The organism is Sinorhizobium sp. KGO-5, assembly GCF_036245905.1.
GTDB lineage: Bacteria > Pseudomonadota > Alphaproteobacteria > Rhizobiales > Rhizobiaceae > Sinorhizobium > Sinorhizobium meliloti_A.
This window is the reverse complement of sequence record NZ_BDIZ01000006.1, coordinates 161,149-173,445: the sequence shown is the minus strand read 5'-3', so window position 1 is coordinate 173,445 and position 12,297 is coordinate 161,149. Positions and strand designations below refer to the sequence as shown.

At 62.2% G+C, this 12,297-nt stretch carries 10 protein-coding genes and 1 pseudogene; 3 read left to right on the top strand and 8 right to left on the bottom strand.

Annotated features, from left to right (window positions below; genetic code table 11):
- Nucleotides 1-6 precede the first annotated feature (6 nt).
- The 7 genes from ngg to BHD07_RS23230 form a co-directional block, all read right to left on the bottom strand.
- The gene (gene ngg, locus BHD07_RS23260; RefSeq protein ID WP_338283265.1) at nucleotides 7-1,794 is read right to left on the bottom strand and encodes an N-acetylglutaminylglutamine synthetase; all 1,788 of its coding nucleotides are present in this window, start codon (nucleotides 1,792-1,794) and stop codon (nucleotides 7-9) included.
- Nucleotide 1,795: 1 nt separating this feature from the next.
- Nucleotides 1,796-3,571: an N-acetylglutaminylglutamine amidotransferase gene (locus tag BHD07_RS23255; protein WP_338283264.1), complete on the bottom strand. Its 1,776-nt coding sequence runs from the start codon at nucleotides 3,569-3,571 to the stop codon at nucleotides 1,796-1,798.
- 123 nt (nucleotides 3,572-3,694) lie between these two features.
- Nucleotides 3,695-4,477, bottom strand: a complete 783-nt coding sequence (locus BHD07_RS23250) for a FadR/GntR family transcriptional regulator (protein WP_338283263.1) — start codon at nucleotides 4,475-4,477, stop codon at nucleotides 3,695-3,697.
- Between the two features lie 6 nt (nucleotides 4,478-4,483).
- Nucleotides 4,484-5,281, bottom strand: a complete 798-nt coding sequence (locus tag BHD07_RS23245) for an ATP-binding cassette domain-containing protein (protein WP_338283262.1) — start codon at nucleotides 5,279-5,281, stop codon at nucleotides 4,484-4,486.
- The gene (locus BHD07_RS23240) at nucleotides 5,278-7,077 is read right to left on the bottom strand and encodes a dipeptide/oligopeptide/nickel ABC transporter permease/ATP-binding protein (RefSeq protein ID WP_338283261.1); all 1,800 of its coding nucleotides are present in this window, start codon (nucleotides 7,075-7,077) and stop codon (nucleotides 5,278-5,280) included. Before BHD07_RS23240 ends, BHD07_RS23245 begins: the two co-directional genes overlap by 4 nt.
- Nucleotides 7,074-8,021 carry an ABC transporter permease gene (locus tag BHD07_RS23235; RefSeq protein WP_338283260.1) on the bottom strand — a complete coding sequence of 316 codons (948 nt, stop codon included), beginning with the start codon at nucleotides 8,019-8,021 and terminating at the stop codon, nucleotides 7,074-7,076. The genes BHD07_RS23240 and BHD07_RS23235 overlap by 4 nt, the downstream gene beginning before the upstream one ends.
- 77 nt (nucleotides 8,022-8,098) lie before the next feature.
- Complete coding sequence (locus tag BHD07_RS23230; RefSeq protein WP_338283259.1) at nucleotides 8,099-9,664, bottom strand: ABC transporter substrate-binding protein; 1,566 nt, start codon at nucleotides 9,662-9,664, stop codon at nucleotides 8,099-8,101.
- Nucleotides 9,665-9,953: 289 nt separating this feature from the next.
- On the opposite strand from BHD07_RS23230, the gene BHD07_RS23225 reads away from it, so the two are divergent.
- Together BHD07_RS23225 and BHD07_RS23220 are read left to right on the top strand one after the other, a co-directional pair.
- Entirely contained in the window at nucleotides 9,954-10,439 is a 486-nt protein-coding gene (locus BHD07_RS23225) for a VOC family protein (RefSeq protein WP_338283258.1), read from the top strand.
- Nucleotides 10,436-10,657 carry a DUF4287 domain-containing protein gene (locus BHD07_RS23220; protein WP_338283257.1) on the top strand — a complete coding sequence of 74 codons (222 nt, stop codon included), beginning with the start codon at nucleotides 10,436-10,438 and terminating at the stop codon, nucleotides 10,655-10,657. Before BHD07_RS23225 ends, BHD07_RS23220 begins: the two co-directional genes overlap by 4 nt.
- A gap of 332 nt (nucleotides 10,658-10,989) precedes the next feature.
- On the opposite strand, the pseudogene BHD07_RS31965 reads toward BHD07_RS23220, so the two are convergent.
- Nucleotides 10,990-11,114 (bottom strand): annotated as a pseudogene (locus BHD07_RS31965) (DUF983 domain-containing protein); the annotation flags it as partial.
- A 567-nt stretch (nucleotides 11,115-11,681) separates the two neighbouring features.
- On the opposite strand from BHD07_RS31965, the gene BHD07_RS23215 reads away from it, so the two are divergent.
- The gene (locus tag BHD07_RS23215) at nucleotides 11,682-12,185 is read left to right on the top strand and encodes a hypothetical protein (RefSeq protein WP_338283256.1); all 504 of its coding nucleotides are present in this window, start codon (nucleotides 11,682-11,684) and stop codon (nucleotides 12,183-12,185) included.
- Nucleotides 12,186-12,297: the final 112 nt, after the last annotated feature.

Here is a 12,297-nt window from a genome sequence, read left to right as displayed (position 1 = left end):
GGGCTGCTACATCGCCGTGCGGCTGCCGGGGAAAAGCAGCTCGATGAAGCTCGCCGCCGTCGGCTGCGGCTCGTGATTTGCCAGGCCGGGACGCTCGTTGGCCTCGATGAACACGTAGTCCGGTTCCGCCGGATCGCGGACCATCAGGTCGATGCCGACCACCGGGATGTTGATTGCCCGCGCCGCGTTGCAGGCGGCCTCGACAAGATCGGGATGCACGATCTCCGTCACGTCATGGATCGACCCACCCGCATGGAGGTTGGCGGCCTTGCGAACCGTAATCTCCCGCCCCTCGTCCAGTATCGTTTCGAGATCGAGACCCTGTTCCGCAAGGCAGCGATCCGTCTCCGCGTCGAGCGGAATCCGGCTTTCGCCACCCGTAGCGGCCTCGCGGCGGCGCGACTGTTTCTCGATGAGGGACGCGATCTTGCTGCGGCCGTCGCCGATGACGCGCGGCGGCAAGCGAACCGCGGCGGCAACAAGCGTATAGTCAATGATCACGAGACGGAGGTCTTCTCCCTCGAAAAAGGCTTCGAGCAGTACCCGGTCGCAGACCTGACGGGCCGATGCGATTGCCTCCTCCAGCGCTTCCATCGTCGTGATGCCGACCGAGATGCCCCGGCCCTGCTCGCCGCGCGCCGGCTTGACCACCAGCTTGCCGTGTTTTTCGAGAAAGGCGCGAACTGCCTCGCGGTCCTCCCCCACTTCCATCTGGTCCGGCACGACAAGGCCTGCCGTGGAGACCATGCGGCGCGTAATTGCCTTGTCGTCACAGATCGACATCGCGACGCCGGAAGTCAGTTCCGATAGGCTCTCGCGGCAATGAATCGAGCGGCCGCCATGGGACAGGCGGAAGAACCCGCCTTCCGCGTCGGTGATCTCGACATGGATCCCGCGCCGCGTCGCCTCGTCGACGATGAGCCGCGCATAAGGATTGAGCGCATCGTAGGATTGATGCGGAATCGCGAAAAACTTCTCGTTGATCGCGTTCTTCCGCTTGATGGCGAAAAGCGGCATGCGGCGGAAATTCAGCTTCTCATAGAGCCCGATCGCTAGTGTATTGTCGTGCATGACCGACAGGTCGACATAGGAAAGGCCGCGTGCCTGGAAATGCTCGGCAAGCTTGCGGACCAGATGTTCGCCGATGCCCGGCTGGCGCGCCTGCGGATGCACCGCGAGGCACCACAGCGAAGCGCCGCGGTCCGGATCGTCGAACAGTCTCTGGTGGTCGATCCCGGTCACCGTGCCGACGATTTCGCCCGTGGCGTCGTCCTGCGCCACGAAATAGGTCAGCGACCGGTCGTCCCGCTCGGAAGAGAAGAAATCGGATCGGATCTGGACCATGCCGCAGGCGGCATAGACCCGGTTGATGCCGTCTCCGTCAGCTTCCGACGCGAGCCTGCGGATCGTGATGCCTCGCGTGCGGCGGGTGTTTGCACGGTAGGTCCACAGGTCGAGCCGGTACGTGTGCGACGGGTCGAGGAATATTTCCTGAGGCGCCCGTGACAGAAGCACGTGCGGGTCCCGTACGTAAAAGGCAATATCCCGGCTCGACGGAGCTTCCTCGCGCAACTCGGACAAGAGCTTCTCGTCGTCGGAAAACGTCTGCGCGAACAGGAGCCTGCCCCAACCGCAGTCGAGCACGACATCCCGCTTCGCCCCTCCGGAGGCCCTCGACCCCTCGGCATCGCGCACCGGCTGGGTGTGCGTCCGCAGCCGGTTCAAACGGTGCGTGACTGCCTTGGTGCCCTTGCTGCGTTGACGCGGCAATGCGATCTCGCGCGTCTTCTTCATGCTACACCCCCTGCGCTTCAAGCCACATTTCAAGCAGTCCGACCTGCCACAGCTCGGAGCCGCGTAGCGGCGTGATGTGATCCGACGGCGCTTCGAACAGGCGGTCGAGATAAGCTTCTTTGAAGATGCCCCGCTCACGGGCCTTCTGAGAGCGCAAGGTGTCGCGGATCAGGTCGAGATACGGACCGGCGATATATTTGAGCTGCGGCACGGGGAAATAGCCCTTCTTGCGGTCGATGACCTCGCTCGGAATGATCCGGCGCGCCACATCCTTCAGAATGCCCTTGCCGCCGTCGCGCAGCTTTTCCTCCGGCGGCATGCGGGCGGCAAGTTCCACCAGCTCGTGGTCGAGGAAAGGCACGCGCGCTTCCAGGCCCCAGGCCATGGTCATATTGTCGACGCGCTTCACGGGATCGTCGACGAGCATGACGTTGCTGTCGAGGCGAAGCGCCTGATCGACGGGCGTATCGGCGCCCTCGCGCAGGAGATGCTCGTTCAGCAAGTCACCGCTCACGTCTTGGTCGGCAATCCAGGAATCCGACAACTGGGTGGCCAAGATCGCGTGGGAACGGTCGCGGAAAGCCTTGCCGTAATCCGCAACGACGTCGTTGGAGTTCATCAGCGGCGGGTACCAGTGGTAACCGCCGAAGACCTCGTCCGCACCCTGTCCAGACTGTACGACCTTGACGTGCTTCGAAACTTCCTTCGAGAGCAGATAGAAGCCGACATTGTCATAGGAGACCATCGGCTCGGACATTGCGGCGATGGTCCCGGGCAAGGCCCCCATCAGATCGGCGGACGGGACGAATATCTTGCGATGATCCGTACCGAAGTGGCCGGCGATCAGGTCCGAATAGACGAATTCGTCGCCCTTTTCGCCGTTCGCCTCCTCGAAGCCGACGGAAAAGCTCATGAGGCCGCGCTGGCCCGCTTCCGCAAGCAGCCCGACGATCAGGCTGGAATCGACGCCGCCGGAAAGAAGCACGCCGACCGGCACGTCGGCGATCATGCGGCGCTTCACGGCAATGCGCAGCGCGTCCAAAAGCTGCTCCTGCCACTCCTCGCGCCTCATGGCTGCGTCGCCTGCCTGGCGACGATAGGGCGGATCCCAGTAGCGCCGGTCCTTGAAGCTCCCGTCGCGCTGATAGACGCGAAGGGTCGCAGGCGGCAGCTTACGCACGCCGTTCAGGATCGTGAGCGGCGGCGGCACGACCGCGTGGAAGGTCATGTAATTGTGGAGCGCAGCCACGTCGATCGAGGTGTCGACGCCACCCGCCTTGACGAGCGCGGGCAAGGCGGAAGCGAAGCGCAAGGCGCCTTGGGCTTCGGCGATATAGAGCGGCTTGATTCCGAAACGGTCGCGCGCCATGACGACACGTCCGCTGTCACGCTCGTGAATGACGAAGGCGAACATGCCATGGAAGCGCGAGACGCATTCCTCGCCCCATGCATGCCACGCCTTCAGGATGACCTCGGTATCGCCGGACGAGAAGAATCTGTAACCCTTCTCTTCAAGCGCCGACCTCAGTTCGCGAAAATTGTAGATGCAGCCGTTGAAGACGAGCGAAAGGCCGAGGTCAGGATCGACCATGGGCTGCTGCGACTTGTCGGAGAGGTCGAGGATACGCAATCGCCGATGTCCCAGCCCGACATTCCCGCGCACCACCACGCCCGACGCATCCGGCCCGCGAGGGGCAAGGACGTCCGCCATGATCGAGACTGCCGTAACCGACGGCGAACCGCCATCGAACCTGACTTCTCCACAAATTCCACACATGAACCGGGTCGAAACCTCCATTGTTGGTACAAGACGCGACGTCAGGGCCGCGGATCGATCCGCGGCCCTGACGTCGCTATGAAAACCCAATGCCCCACCGAGCCGACAGTTCCGCCATGGGCGTCACTTGGTCGCGGCTGCACGTTCGAGCATGTAGCTTTCGGCGAAAGCCATATGCTCGGCGGCGATCGTGCGCGCATCCTCCGACCGCCCGTCCTTAAGGGCGGCCATGAGCCGGTACTGGAAGGACAAGCCCGATTCGCGCGAAAGCGACGTCGGGTCGGCATAGATCGCCCGTGCGGCCGGGAGTTCGCGCAGCAGATTGTGCATGAGGCCGCAGACGAAGCCGAGAAGCGGATTCGGGCAGAGTTGCGCCAGCATCGAATGAAAATCGAGCTCGGCGACGCGCTGACGATACTGCTCGTCCAGATCTGCGGGTGGATGATCGTAAATGCGGATCGTATTTTCGAGGGCGATGAGTTCCTCCCGCGTCACCCTGCCGGCAACGAGCGCCGCCACCTCCGGCTCCAGCATCTTGCGCATGGCATAGATGTCGGAAATGCTCGGCTGATCGAAAAAGAAATATGTCGACAGAAGCTCCATGGCGTGCCGCGCCGACGGCTTGGCGACGAATGCCCCGCCTCCCGGACCGCTGCGCGTGAAGACGAGGCCCTGCGTCTCCAGCGCTTTCATCGCCTCGCGTACGGTCCCCTTCGCCGCCTTGAAGGTGTCGATCAGGTCGCGCTCCTGCGGAAGCCGGTCGCCCGGCCCCAATCCTTCCAGGCGGATGTAATCCTTGATCCGATCGGCGATCGCCTCAGGTCTGCGTTTCGTGCGCTCGGCCGGGACGAAGAGACGCTGGCCGTCTCCACCGGTTTCCTTTTTCTTTTCGATGACCACTGGCATGAACCGTCACTCTTTCCTGATGCGGGGCGCGCTGGCGACAAGCTGTCGTGTATAGGCGTGCTCAGGGTCGGTAAAAAGGCGGGCGGCCGGTGCGGTCTCGACCACCTCCCCGAAATACATCACCGCCACCCGATCGGAGATCGCCTCGACCACCGCCAGATCGTGGCTGATGAACAGATAGGAGAGACCGAAGCGCTGCTTCAGATCGCGCAGCAGAAGCAGGACCTGCGCCTGGATGGACACGTCGAGCGCGCTCACCGGCTCGTCGAGCACGATGATCTCGGCCTCCGTCGCCAGCGCCCGGGCGATCGCGATCCGCTGTGCCTGTCCGCCGGAAAACTCGTGCGGGTAGCGCGAGAGCGTATCCTCCGGCATCTGCACCGCGTGAAGCAGTTCCTGCATCCGGGCGCGACGGCGGGGGGCTTCGTAGCCGCACAAAAGCTTCAGCGGCGTCTCCAGGATCTCCTGAATCGTCTTGCGCGGGTTCAGCGAAGCGACCGGATCCTGGAAGACATATTGGATCGTCTTGCCGAATGCCCTCGGGCCGGATCGCCGCAGCGCCGCCGCATCCCTGTCTGCGATCAGCATGCTGCCGGATGTCGGCTCCTCGAGGCCGACGAGCATGCGCGCAAGCGTGCTCTTGCCGGACCCGCTTTCGCCGACGACGGCGAGAGTCTCGCCCCGCGCGACATCCAGCGACACCGCCTTCACCGCCCTTGTCTCATGCTTCGCCTTGCCGAAAAGGCTGCGGCCTCCGCCGAAGGTCTTGGAAAGGTCCCGAACCTGAATGGCAGCACCCGTCATTGCGCCACCTCCTTGCTGCCGGCAAAAAGTTCGCCGACACGATCCAGGAAACGCTCGCCCGTTCCGAGCTCGGGCACGCAGGCGATCAGCCGCTTCGTATAGGCATGCTGCGGATTGTCGAGTACCTCCCGGGTGTTACCGGTTTCGACGATTTCGCCATCCTTCATCACGGCAACGCGGTCGCAGAATTCCGAAACGATGCCGAAGTCGTGGGTGATGAACAGCAGTGCCATGCCCCGCTCGCGCTGAAGATCGCGCAGGAGCTCCAGAATGCGGGCCTGAACGGTCACGTCAAGCGCGGTCGTCGGCTCGTCCGCAATGATGATCTCCGGATCGTTGGCGAGCGCCATGGCGATGCCGACTCGCTGACGCTGACCGCCGGAAAGCTGGTGAGGATAATGCACCGACCGCTCGCGAGCGTCCGGGATTCCCACCTTTTCCAGGAGCGCGACGGCTTTTTCCCGCCGCTCGGCCGCCCTGACCGGCTGATGCGCTGCGATCGCCTCCTCCACCTGCCGCCCGACAGGATACATCGGATGCAGCGTCGTGAGCGGGTCCTGGAACACGTAGGCGACCCGGCTGCCGCGGTTCGCGATCAGCCTGGTTTCAGGCATGGAAAGCACATCGTCGTCTCCGAGATAGATCGCACCGTTGCGGATCACACCCGGCGGCGAAGCCACGAGCCCCATGACGGACAAGGCGGTGACGCTCTTGCCCGAGCCGCTCTCGCCGATAAGCCCCAGGCATTCACCGGGCTTCACATGCAGCGAGACGTCTCGAACTGCGGGGATTATCTCCTTTCCCCGCCGAAAACCGGTTTCGAGCTTCTGGATCGCGAGGGAAGCACCTTCCGCCGTGTTTGCCGGCGCGGCGCGGCCGGGGGCAACTTCGGTCACCGGCCCCGGCCGCGCAAGAGCGCCGGAGCGAAGCCGCGGGTCCAACACGTCGCGGATCCCATCACCTAAAACGTTCAGGCTGATGACGATCAGGAAAATCATCACGCCCGGCACGATCGAGACATGCGGAGCCGTGAAGAGCTGCGCTCGGCCCTCTCCCAGCATGGAGCCGAGATCGGCCTGCGGCGGCTGCGCGCCGAGGCCGAGGAAGCTGAGCCCGGCCGTCTCGAGGATCATCCAGCCTGCCGTTGTCGACATGGTGATGACGATGACGGGCATAACGTTGGGCAGAACCTCGGTGAGAATGATCGACAGATGTCCCTTGCCGGAGAGCCGCGCCGCGTCGACGAATTCGCGATGGGCGTAGCCGAGCGTCACGCCGCGCACATTCCGGGCGAAGAACGGGATATTTACGAGAGCGATCGCATAAAGCGCGTTCATCAGTCCGGGCCCGAGGGCGGCGACGATCGCGAGCGCCAGCAGGATGTATGGAAAAGCCATCAGCATGTCGATGCCGCGCATCATCGCATTGTCGGTGCGCCCGCCGGCGTAACCGGCAACGATGCCGATGGCCGATCCAATCCCGGCGGCAATGAGGGTCGCGGCGAAACCGACTGCGATCGAGACCCGCGTGCCCCAAAGCAGGCGGCTCAGAATGTCCCGGCCGAGCTGATCCGTGCCGAGAAGATGCCCGGCGGTCAGCACAGGCTTCAACCGGTCGGCGGGTGCCGTCGCATCCGGGTCGGGCAGCGGGAGGACCGGGACCAGAACGATCAGCAACAGGATCAGTCCGAGCAGCACGAGCCCCGCCGCTGCGAGCCGGTTGTTGAGCAACAGGTGCCAGGAGGTGATCCGTGCCGACCCGCTCGGCGGAGCCGGCGATGCTACCAGCGCGCTCATGTACGAATCCTCGGATCGAGCATGGACTGGACGATGTCGGCGAGAAGGTTGAACAGCACGTAGCTCGCCGCAACGATCAGCACGCCGCCCTGCACCAGGAGGATATCGCGCGTCGAAATCGCCTTCACGAGCATCGCGCCGATGCCGGGCCACTGGAACACCGTCTCGACATAGACGGCGCCGCCCAGCACGAAGCCCGCCTGGATGCCGATCGCGGGAACGACGCTGACCAGCGCCGCGCGGAAGGCATGGGCGTAGATCACACGCCGCTCGGGCAGCCCCTTGGCGCGGGCCGTGCGCACATAGTCCTGCCTCAGGACCTCCAGCATCGCTCCACGCGTCAGCCTCGCTATGACGCCGGCGGCAACGACGGCGAGCGTGGCCGCCGGCAAGATCAGATGGAGCAGAAGATCCTTGAGGTCACCCCCGCCGTAGACGGCGTACATGCCGGAGGCCGGCAGGATGCGCCAATGAACGGCGAAGAGATAGATGAGCAGCAGCCCGAGCCAGAAGGAAGGCGTGGAGATGCCGGCCAGTACGAAGAAGGTGATGATGCGGTCGGCCCAGCCGAACTGGCGTACGGCTGAAATCACAGCCGCGAAAAGCCCGATCACCGAGCACAGGACCAGCGATACGCCGGCCAGCACCAGCGTGGCCTGAAACCGTTCCAGCACCTCGTCGAGCACGGGGCGGTTCAGAGCGAAGGACCGGCCGAAGTCGCCCTGCAGCACGTTGCCGATCCAGATCGCGTATTGCTGCACCAGCGGTTTGTCGAGCCCGAGGTCACGATTGATGCGCTCGACGTTTTCCGGCGTCGCATAGGAGCCGAGAATGGCCGTCGCCGTGTCGCCAGGGATCAGAGCCATGACGAGAAAGACGATGATGGAAAGCCCGAACAGGACGGGCACCACGGCAACAAGCCGCTTCAGGACAAAGGCCTGCATGGATAACCCTCCCGGGAGGTCTGTGTTGGTCGCCACCGGCAGAACGAATATGCCGGTGGCCGTTCCGGGTGCGCGATCTACTCTTTCGTCACGTCATGGAGATCGAGAAGGAAGGAGGGCTGAAGCTTGAACCCCTTGACCGCAGCGGTCGTCACCGCGTTCTGCTTCCAGTTGGCGACGAACAGCCACGGCGCATCGTCATGCACGATCGACTGGACCTCGCCATAGAGCTTGCCGCGTTCGGCCTGGTCGGCGGACCTGCGCGCCTTTTCCAGAAGCTCGTCCAGCTGCGGATTGGAATAGTAGCCGGAGTTGAAGCCTCCCTTGTCGGGCATGGCATCAGTGCGCAACGTCAGATAGGGAACGGTATCCGGATCGTTTGTCATCCAGGCCATCTCGGCCATGTCCGCCTTGCCCTCGAGGCCGGGATTTACGCGGCCAAGGAAGGTGTTCCACTCGTAGGTCTCGATCTTGACCTTGAAGCCCACAGCCTGGAGATCCGCCTGGATCGCTGCACCCATGGTGATCGGATCGAGCATGCCCGAGCCGCCTTCGGTAACGTAGAACGTCACCTGCGGATTTTCGACGCCGGCTTCCGCGAGCAGTGCCTTGGCCTTTTCGGGATCATGGGCATAGGGCTCCACCGAGCTTTCCACCCAGTTGAAGGCCGGCGGTATCGGGCCGGCTGCGACCGTCGCCGTTCCCTGCAGCACGTCGTCCACCAGCGTTTGCTTGTTCACCGCATAATTGGCCGCCTGGCGCACGCGCTTATCCGCAAAAGGCCCCTCCTTTGTGTTCAGGATGGCGAACCAGACATGCGGCCCCGCCTGCTCGGCCACGGCGAAATTGGCATCCTGCTCAAAGGTAGCGAGATTGTCCGGCGGCACCTCCACCATCACGTCGATACCGCCGGCCATCATCTCGGCGACACGGGTGTTGGCGTCGGTGATGGGACGGAAGACGACGGCCTGAAGCTTCGCGGCGCCATCCCAGTAATCCGGATTGCGCTCTACGACGACGCGCTGGTTCGACAGCCACTCTACGAACTTGAACGGGCCGGTCCCCGACGGGGTGCGGCCATATTCCTTGCCATGTTTTTCCACGGCGGCGGGGGAAACGATCAGACCCGTGGGATAGGCGAGATTGGAAAGGAACGGCGCAAAGGCTTCGCTGAGCCTGAACTCGACCGTATGCTCATCCAGCACATTGACCGCTTCGACGGAGGCGAAGTTGAAGGAAAGCGGGAATGGCCCGGTGTCGTAGAATGGATGGTCCTTATTCAGCATGCGGTCGAAGTTGAACTTCACCGCCTCGGCGTCGAAATCGGAACCGTCGTGGAACTTAACGCCCTTTCTTAGCTTGAACGTATAAGTCTTGCCGTCATCCGAGATTTCCCAGCTTTCCGCAAGCGCCGGCTCAACCTCCAATGTACCGTCCTTGAAACGGACGAGGCCGTCATAGACGTTGACCAGGATGCGGAAATCGTTGGTTGCGGTCACCGTATGCGGGTCCAGAGACTGCGGCTCGGCAATCTGGCCGACGACGAGAACGTCGGGCGGAGTCTGCGCTGCGGCCGGCGCGGCGGCAGCCCCTGCAAAAGCAAGAGCGGCCAAGGCGATGGCGCTCCGAAACAGCCTCTTCATGGGGAAGATCCTTTCGATTTGGCTTCAGTTCGCGAGGATGTATTTATAACGATAAATCTTCACGTTGCAATAATTTATCATGATTGAATTTGACCTTCACCGCGCGGGACATGGAAGGGATGGCCCCGACCGACCCCTCGGCCCGAGGCGTTCGGCCCGCCAAAACGAGGTCGGTCAAAAGAGCGTAGCGATTTTTTGACGATGATGTCGGATCGGCGGCGGCTGGTGCGTCTTCGTATCATCAGGTCGGGTTTTCGATCTGAAGCACAACGACCAGGAGGACGACGCGATGTCTAAGAACACCATTTGCCTATGGTACGACAAGGACGCCGAGGAAGCCGCCCGCTTCTATGCGGACACCTTCCCAGACAGCAAGATCGGAGCCATCATCCGCGCCCCCGGCAAATACCCCGACGGAGAAGAGGGAGCCGTGTTGGTCGTCGAGTTCACGGTGGCAGGTGTCGCCTGCGTCGGATTGAACGGCGGCCCCACATTCAAGCACAGCGAAGCTTTCTCGTTCCAGATCAGCACCGAGGATCAGGAAGAAACAGATCGCTATTGGAACGCCATCGTCGGCAATGGCGGTCAGGAGAGCGAATGCGGCTGGTGCAAGGATAAGTGGGGCGTATCCTGGCAGATCACACCTCGCACTCTAATGGACGCGCTTACGGCTGGTGGCGAACAGGCAAAACGCGCATTCGACGCGATGATGTCGATGAGGAAAATCGACGTAGCTGCGATCGATGCGGCACGAAAAGGGGCTGACACGCTATGACCGCCGACAAGATCAAAGGACCGGCTTCCTATTTTCCATCGATCGAGAAGGCATACGGCCGTCCGATCAGTGATTGGCAAGCGCTCGTGCGGATGCACCATCCAGCGAAGCACATGGAACTCGTCGCTATGCTGAAGAGCGAACACGGAATTGGCCACGGCCATGCAAATGCGGTCGTGGCTTACACTCTCGCGGAAGACAAGCCGGCAGCCGTGTAACGGAGTATGGTGCGAGGCGAAACATCTCGTCTGCTTCCGCCCTTTGCGGTCGGGGGAAAGACCGTTGCAAAATGGGCGTTCCACGTCGAATTTCAACTGTTGATTTGCGACAGGTTTGTGCCGGTCACAGATGCAAAATGATTTGGCAATCGACAGCAGCTGTCGATTGCCGCGATACCCCGTACGACTCGCAGCCACGTGACCCTTGAATCCCGCGTCGATGGCGATCTTTGCCGCGCCTAATCGTCGAAAGCGACAAGGATCGGGCATGGCCGGACGCGCTGTCCACACATTCCTTCGACGGCCGCTGCAAACATCCCACGCACGATGCAATCGGCGAAGGAAGAGTCCAGACCATAGACTTCCCATTCTCGCCTAAACTTTAGGAAGCCATCGAACAAATGCCCTGGGCCGCAACGGGGGCAGCGATCGCGCAACCCATATACAGCGGCCACAGAGGCCGCCACCGGCATCGTTACGTTCCCGTCGACCGGGCACCACCCGCTTCGTCGACCGCCGGCAATTCCACGCAGCCTTCGCACGGGAGAGTCGCCTTCAAACGATGACGTTTTGCGCCGTTGGCGACTGAGCGAGGAGCCCGGCGATGACCTTCGGCAATTGCGATATACAGCGGCCCTCTCGTCGCGCCGAGCGCCGGCACCTAGGAAACCTCCACGCGATCCACTTCCCTCGGAGCCTCTCGAGTTCTTACAAAGTATGGTAATTGCATCGACGCAGGATAGCTCGCAAGATAGAGGGACCTGGCGCGCGCGGCTGGCGGTCGCATGCCTGCCCTAAATGGGAGCCACTGACGGCGCGCGATATAATCAATCGGTCTTTGTCCGGGCCGGGACATATATCCAAGGGCATATGGTGCAAGCGGTATGATGACGCTAGTCTCTGTGCCGTACTTGAAGCATAGACATCAGGCATTCATCAAAATTTGAAGTGATCACGCGCCACCCGGCGCCTTGCTATTACTGATATTGGCCTCGGCCCTCATTTCATTGACGTGGGCAGAAACATGCAAGCGCGACGCGTTATCGAGATTGTCCAGACCGGCGGTTATCTGCCTGCTGAACTAATCTTCACCGGCTATTGGGCAAGCCAGTCCGGCCTCGTGGTTTTCATTCTCAACGGTGTTGCTCCTCAGGCCGTCGATTTGGTGCTGGACCCGATCGTAGTGACGCTGCCGATGACGATCCCCGGCGTGCTTTATGTCGACGTTGGGGACAAAACACGCGTTCGCGAGGCTGTGCTTTTCGCCGAGGAGATTTACGCCGCTACCACATTGTTCCGTCGTCTGACAATTCGTTGCGGCATAGCTCGCGAGCTCATCGCGCCCGTCGACAGGGCAATTCCAAGGCTAGAAATCCGCACCCTGTCTGAAAGAAACGCACGCACGCCAGATGTTGCAAAGCCACAGGTTGCTACGCCTGCCCCCACCGGAAACCGCCTCCGCTGGCGTCCCGCTGAGGCTGCCGGAAGGGTCTGGACTCAGTTGCAAACGTCCGACAGCTCCATCTGACGCGAATCAGCGCAACTGTTTTATTGCTTCGATGATCCCCTTCCGCATCTCTATGCTTGTCAGCTTGTCACAGAGATGAGGGCAGTACCGTGTCTGCGGCGCGGAAAGCGTT

Bases quoted from the DNA above. Each gene is read 5' to 3' on its own strand.
- BHD07_RS23235 (WP_338283260.1), bottom strand. From the start codon at position 8,021: ATGCAGGCCTTTGTCCTGAAGCGGCTTGTTGCCGTGGTGCCCGTCCTG.
- BHD07_RS23220 (WP_338283257.1), top strand. From the start codon at position 10,436: ATGACCGCCGACAAGATCAAAGGACCGGCTTCCTATTTTCCATCGATC.
- ngg (WP_338283265.1), bottom strand. From the start codon at position 1,794: ATGAAGAAGACGCGCGAGATCGCATTGCCGCGTCAACGCAGCAAGGGC.
- BHD07_RS23250 (WP_338283263.1), bottom strand. From the start codon at position 4,477: ATGCCAGTGGTCATCGAAAAGAAAAAGGAAACCGGTGGAGACGGCCAG.
- BHD07_RS23215 (WP_338283256.1), top strand. From the start codon at position 11,682: ATGCAAGCGCGACGCGTTATCGAGATTGTCCAGACCGGCGGTTATCTG.
- BHD07_RS23225 (WP_338283258.1), top strand. From the start codon at position 9,954: ATGTCTAAGAACACCATTTGCCTATGGTACGACAAGGACGCCGAGGAA.
- BHD07_RS23240 (WP_338283261.1), bottom strand. From the start codon at position 7,077: ATGAGCGCGCTGGTAGCATCGCCGGCTCCGCCGAGCGGGTCGGCACGG.
- BHD07_RS23230 (WP_338283259.1), bottom strand. From the start codon at position 9,664: ATGAAGAGGCTGTTTCGGAGCGCCATCGCCTTGGCCGCTCTTGCTTTT.
- BHD07_RS23245 (WP_338283262.1), bottom strand. From the start codon at position 5,281: ATGACGGGTGCTGCCATTCAGGTTCGGGACCTTTCCAAGACCTTCGGC.
- BHD07_RS23255 (WP_338283264.1), bottom strand. From the start codon at position 3,571: ATGTGTGGAATTTGTGGAGAAGTCAGGTTCGATGGCGGTTCGCCGTCG.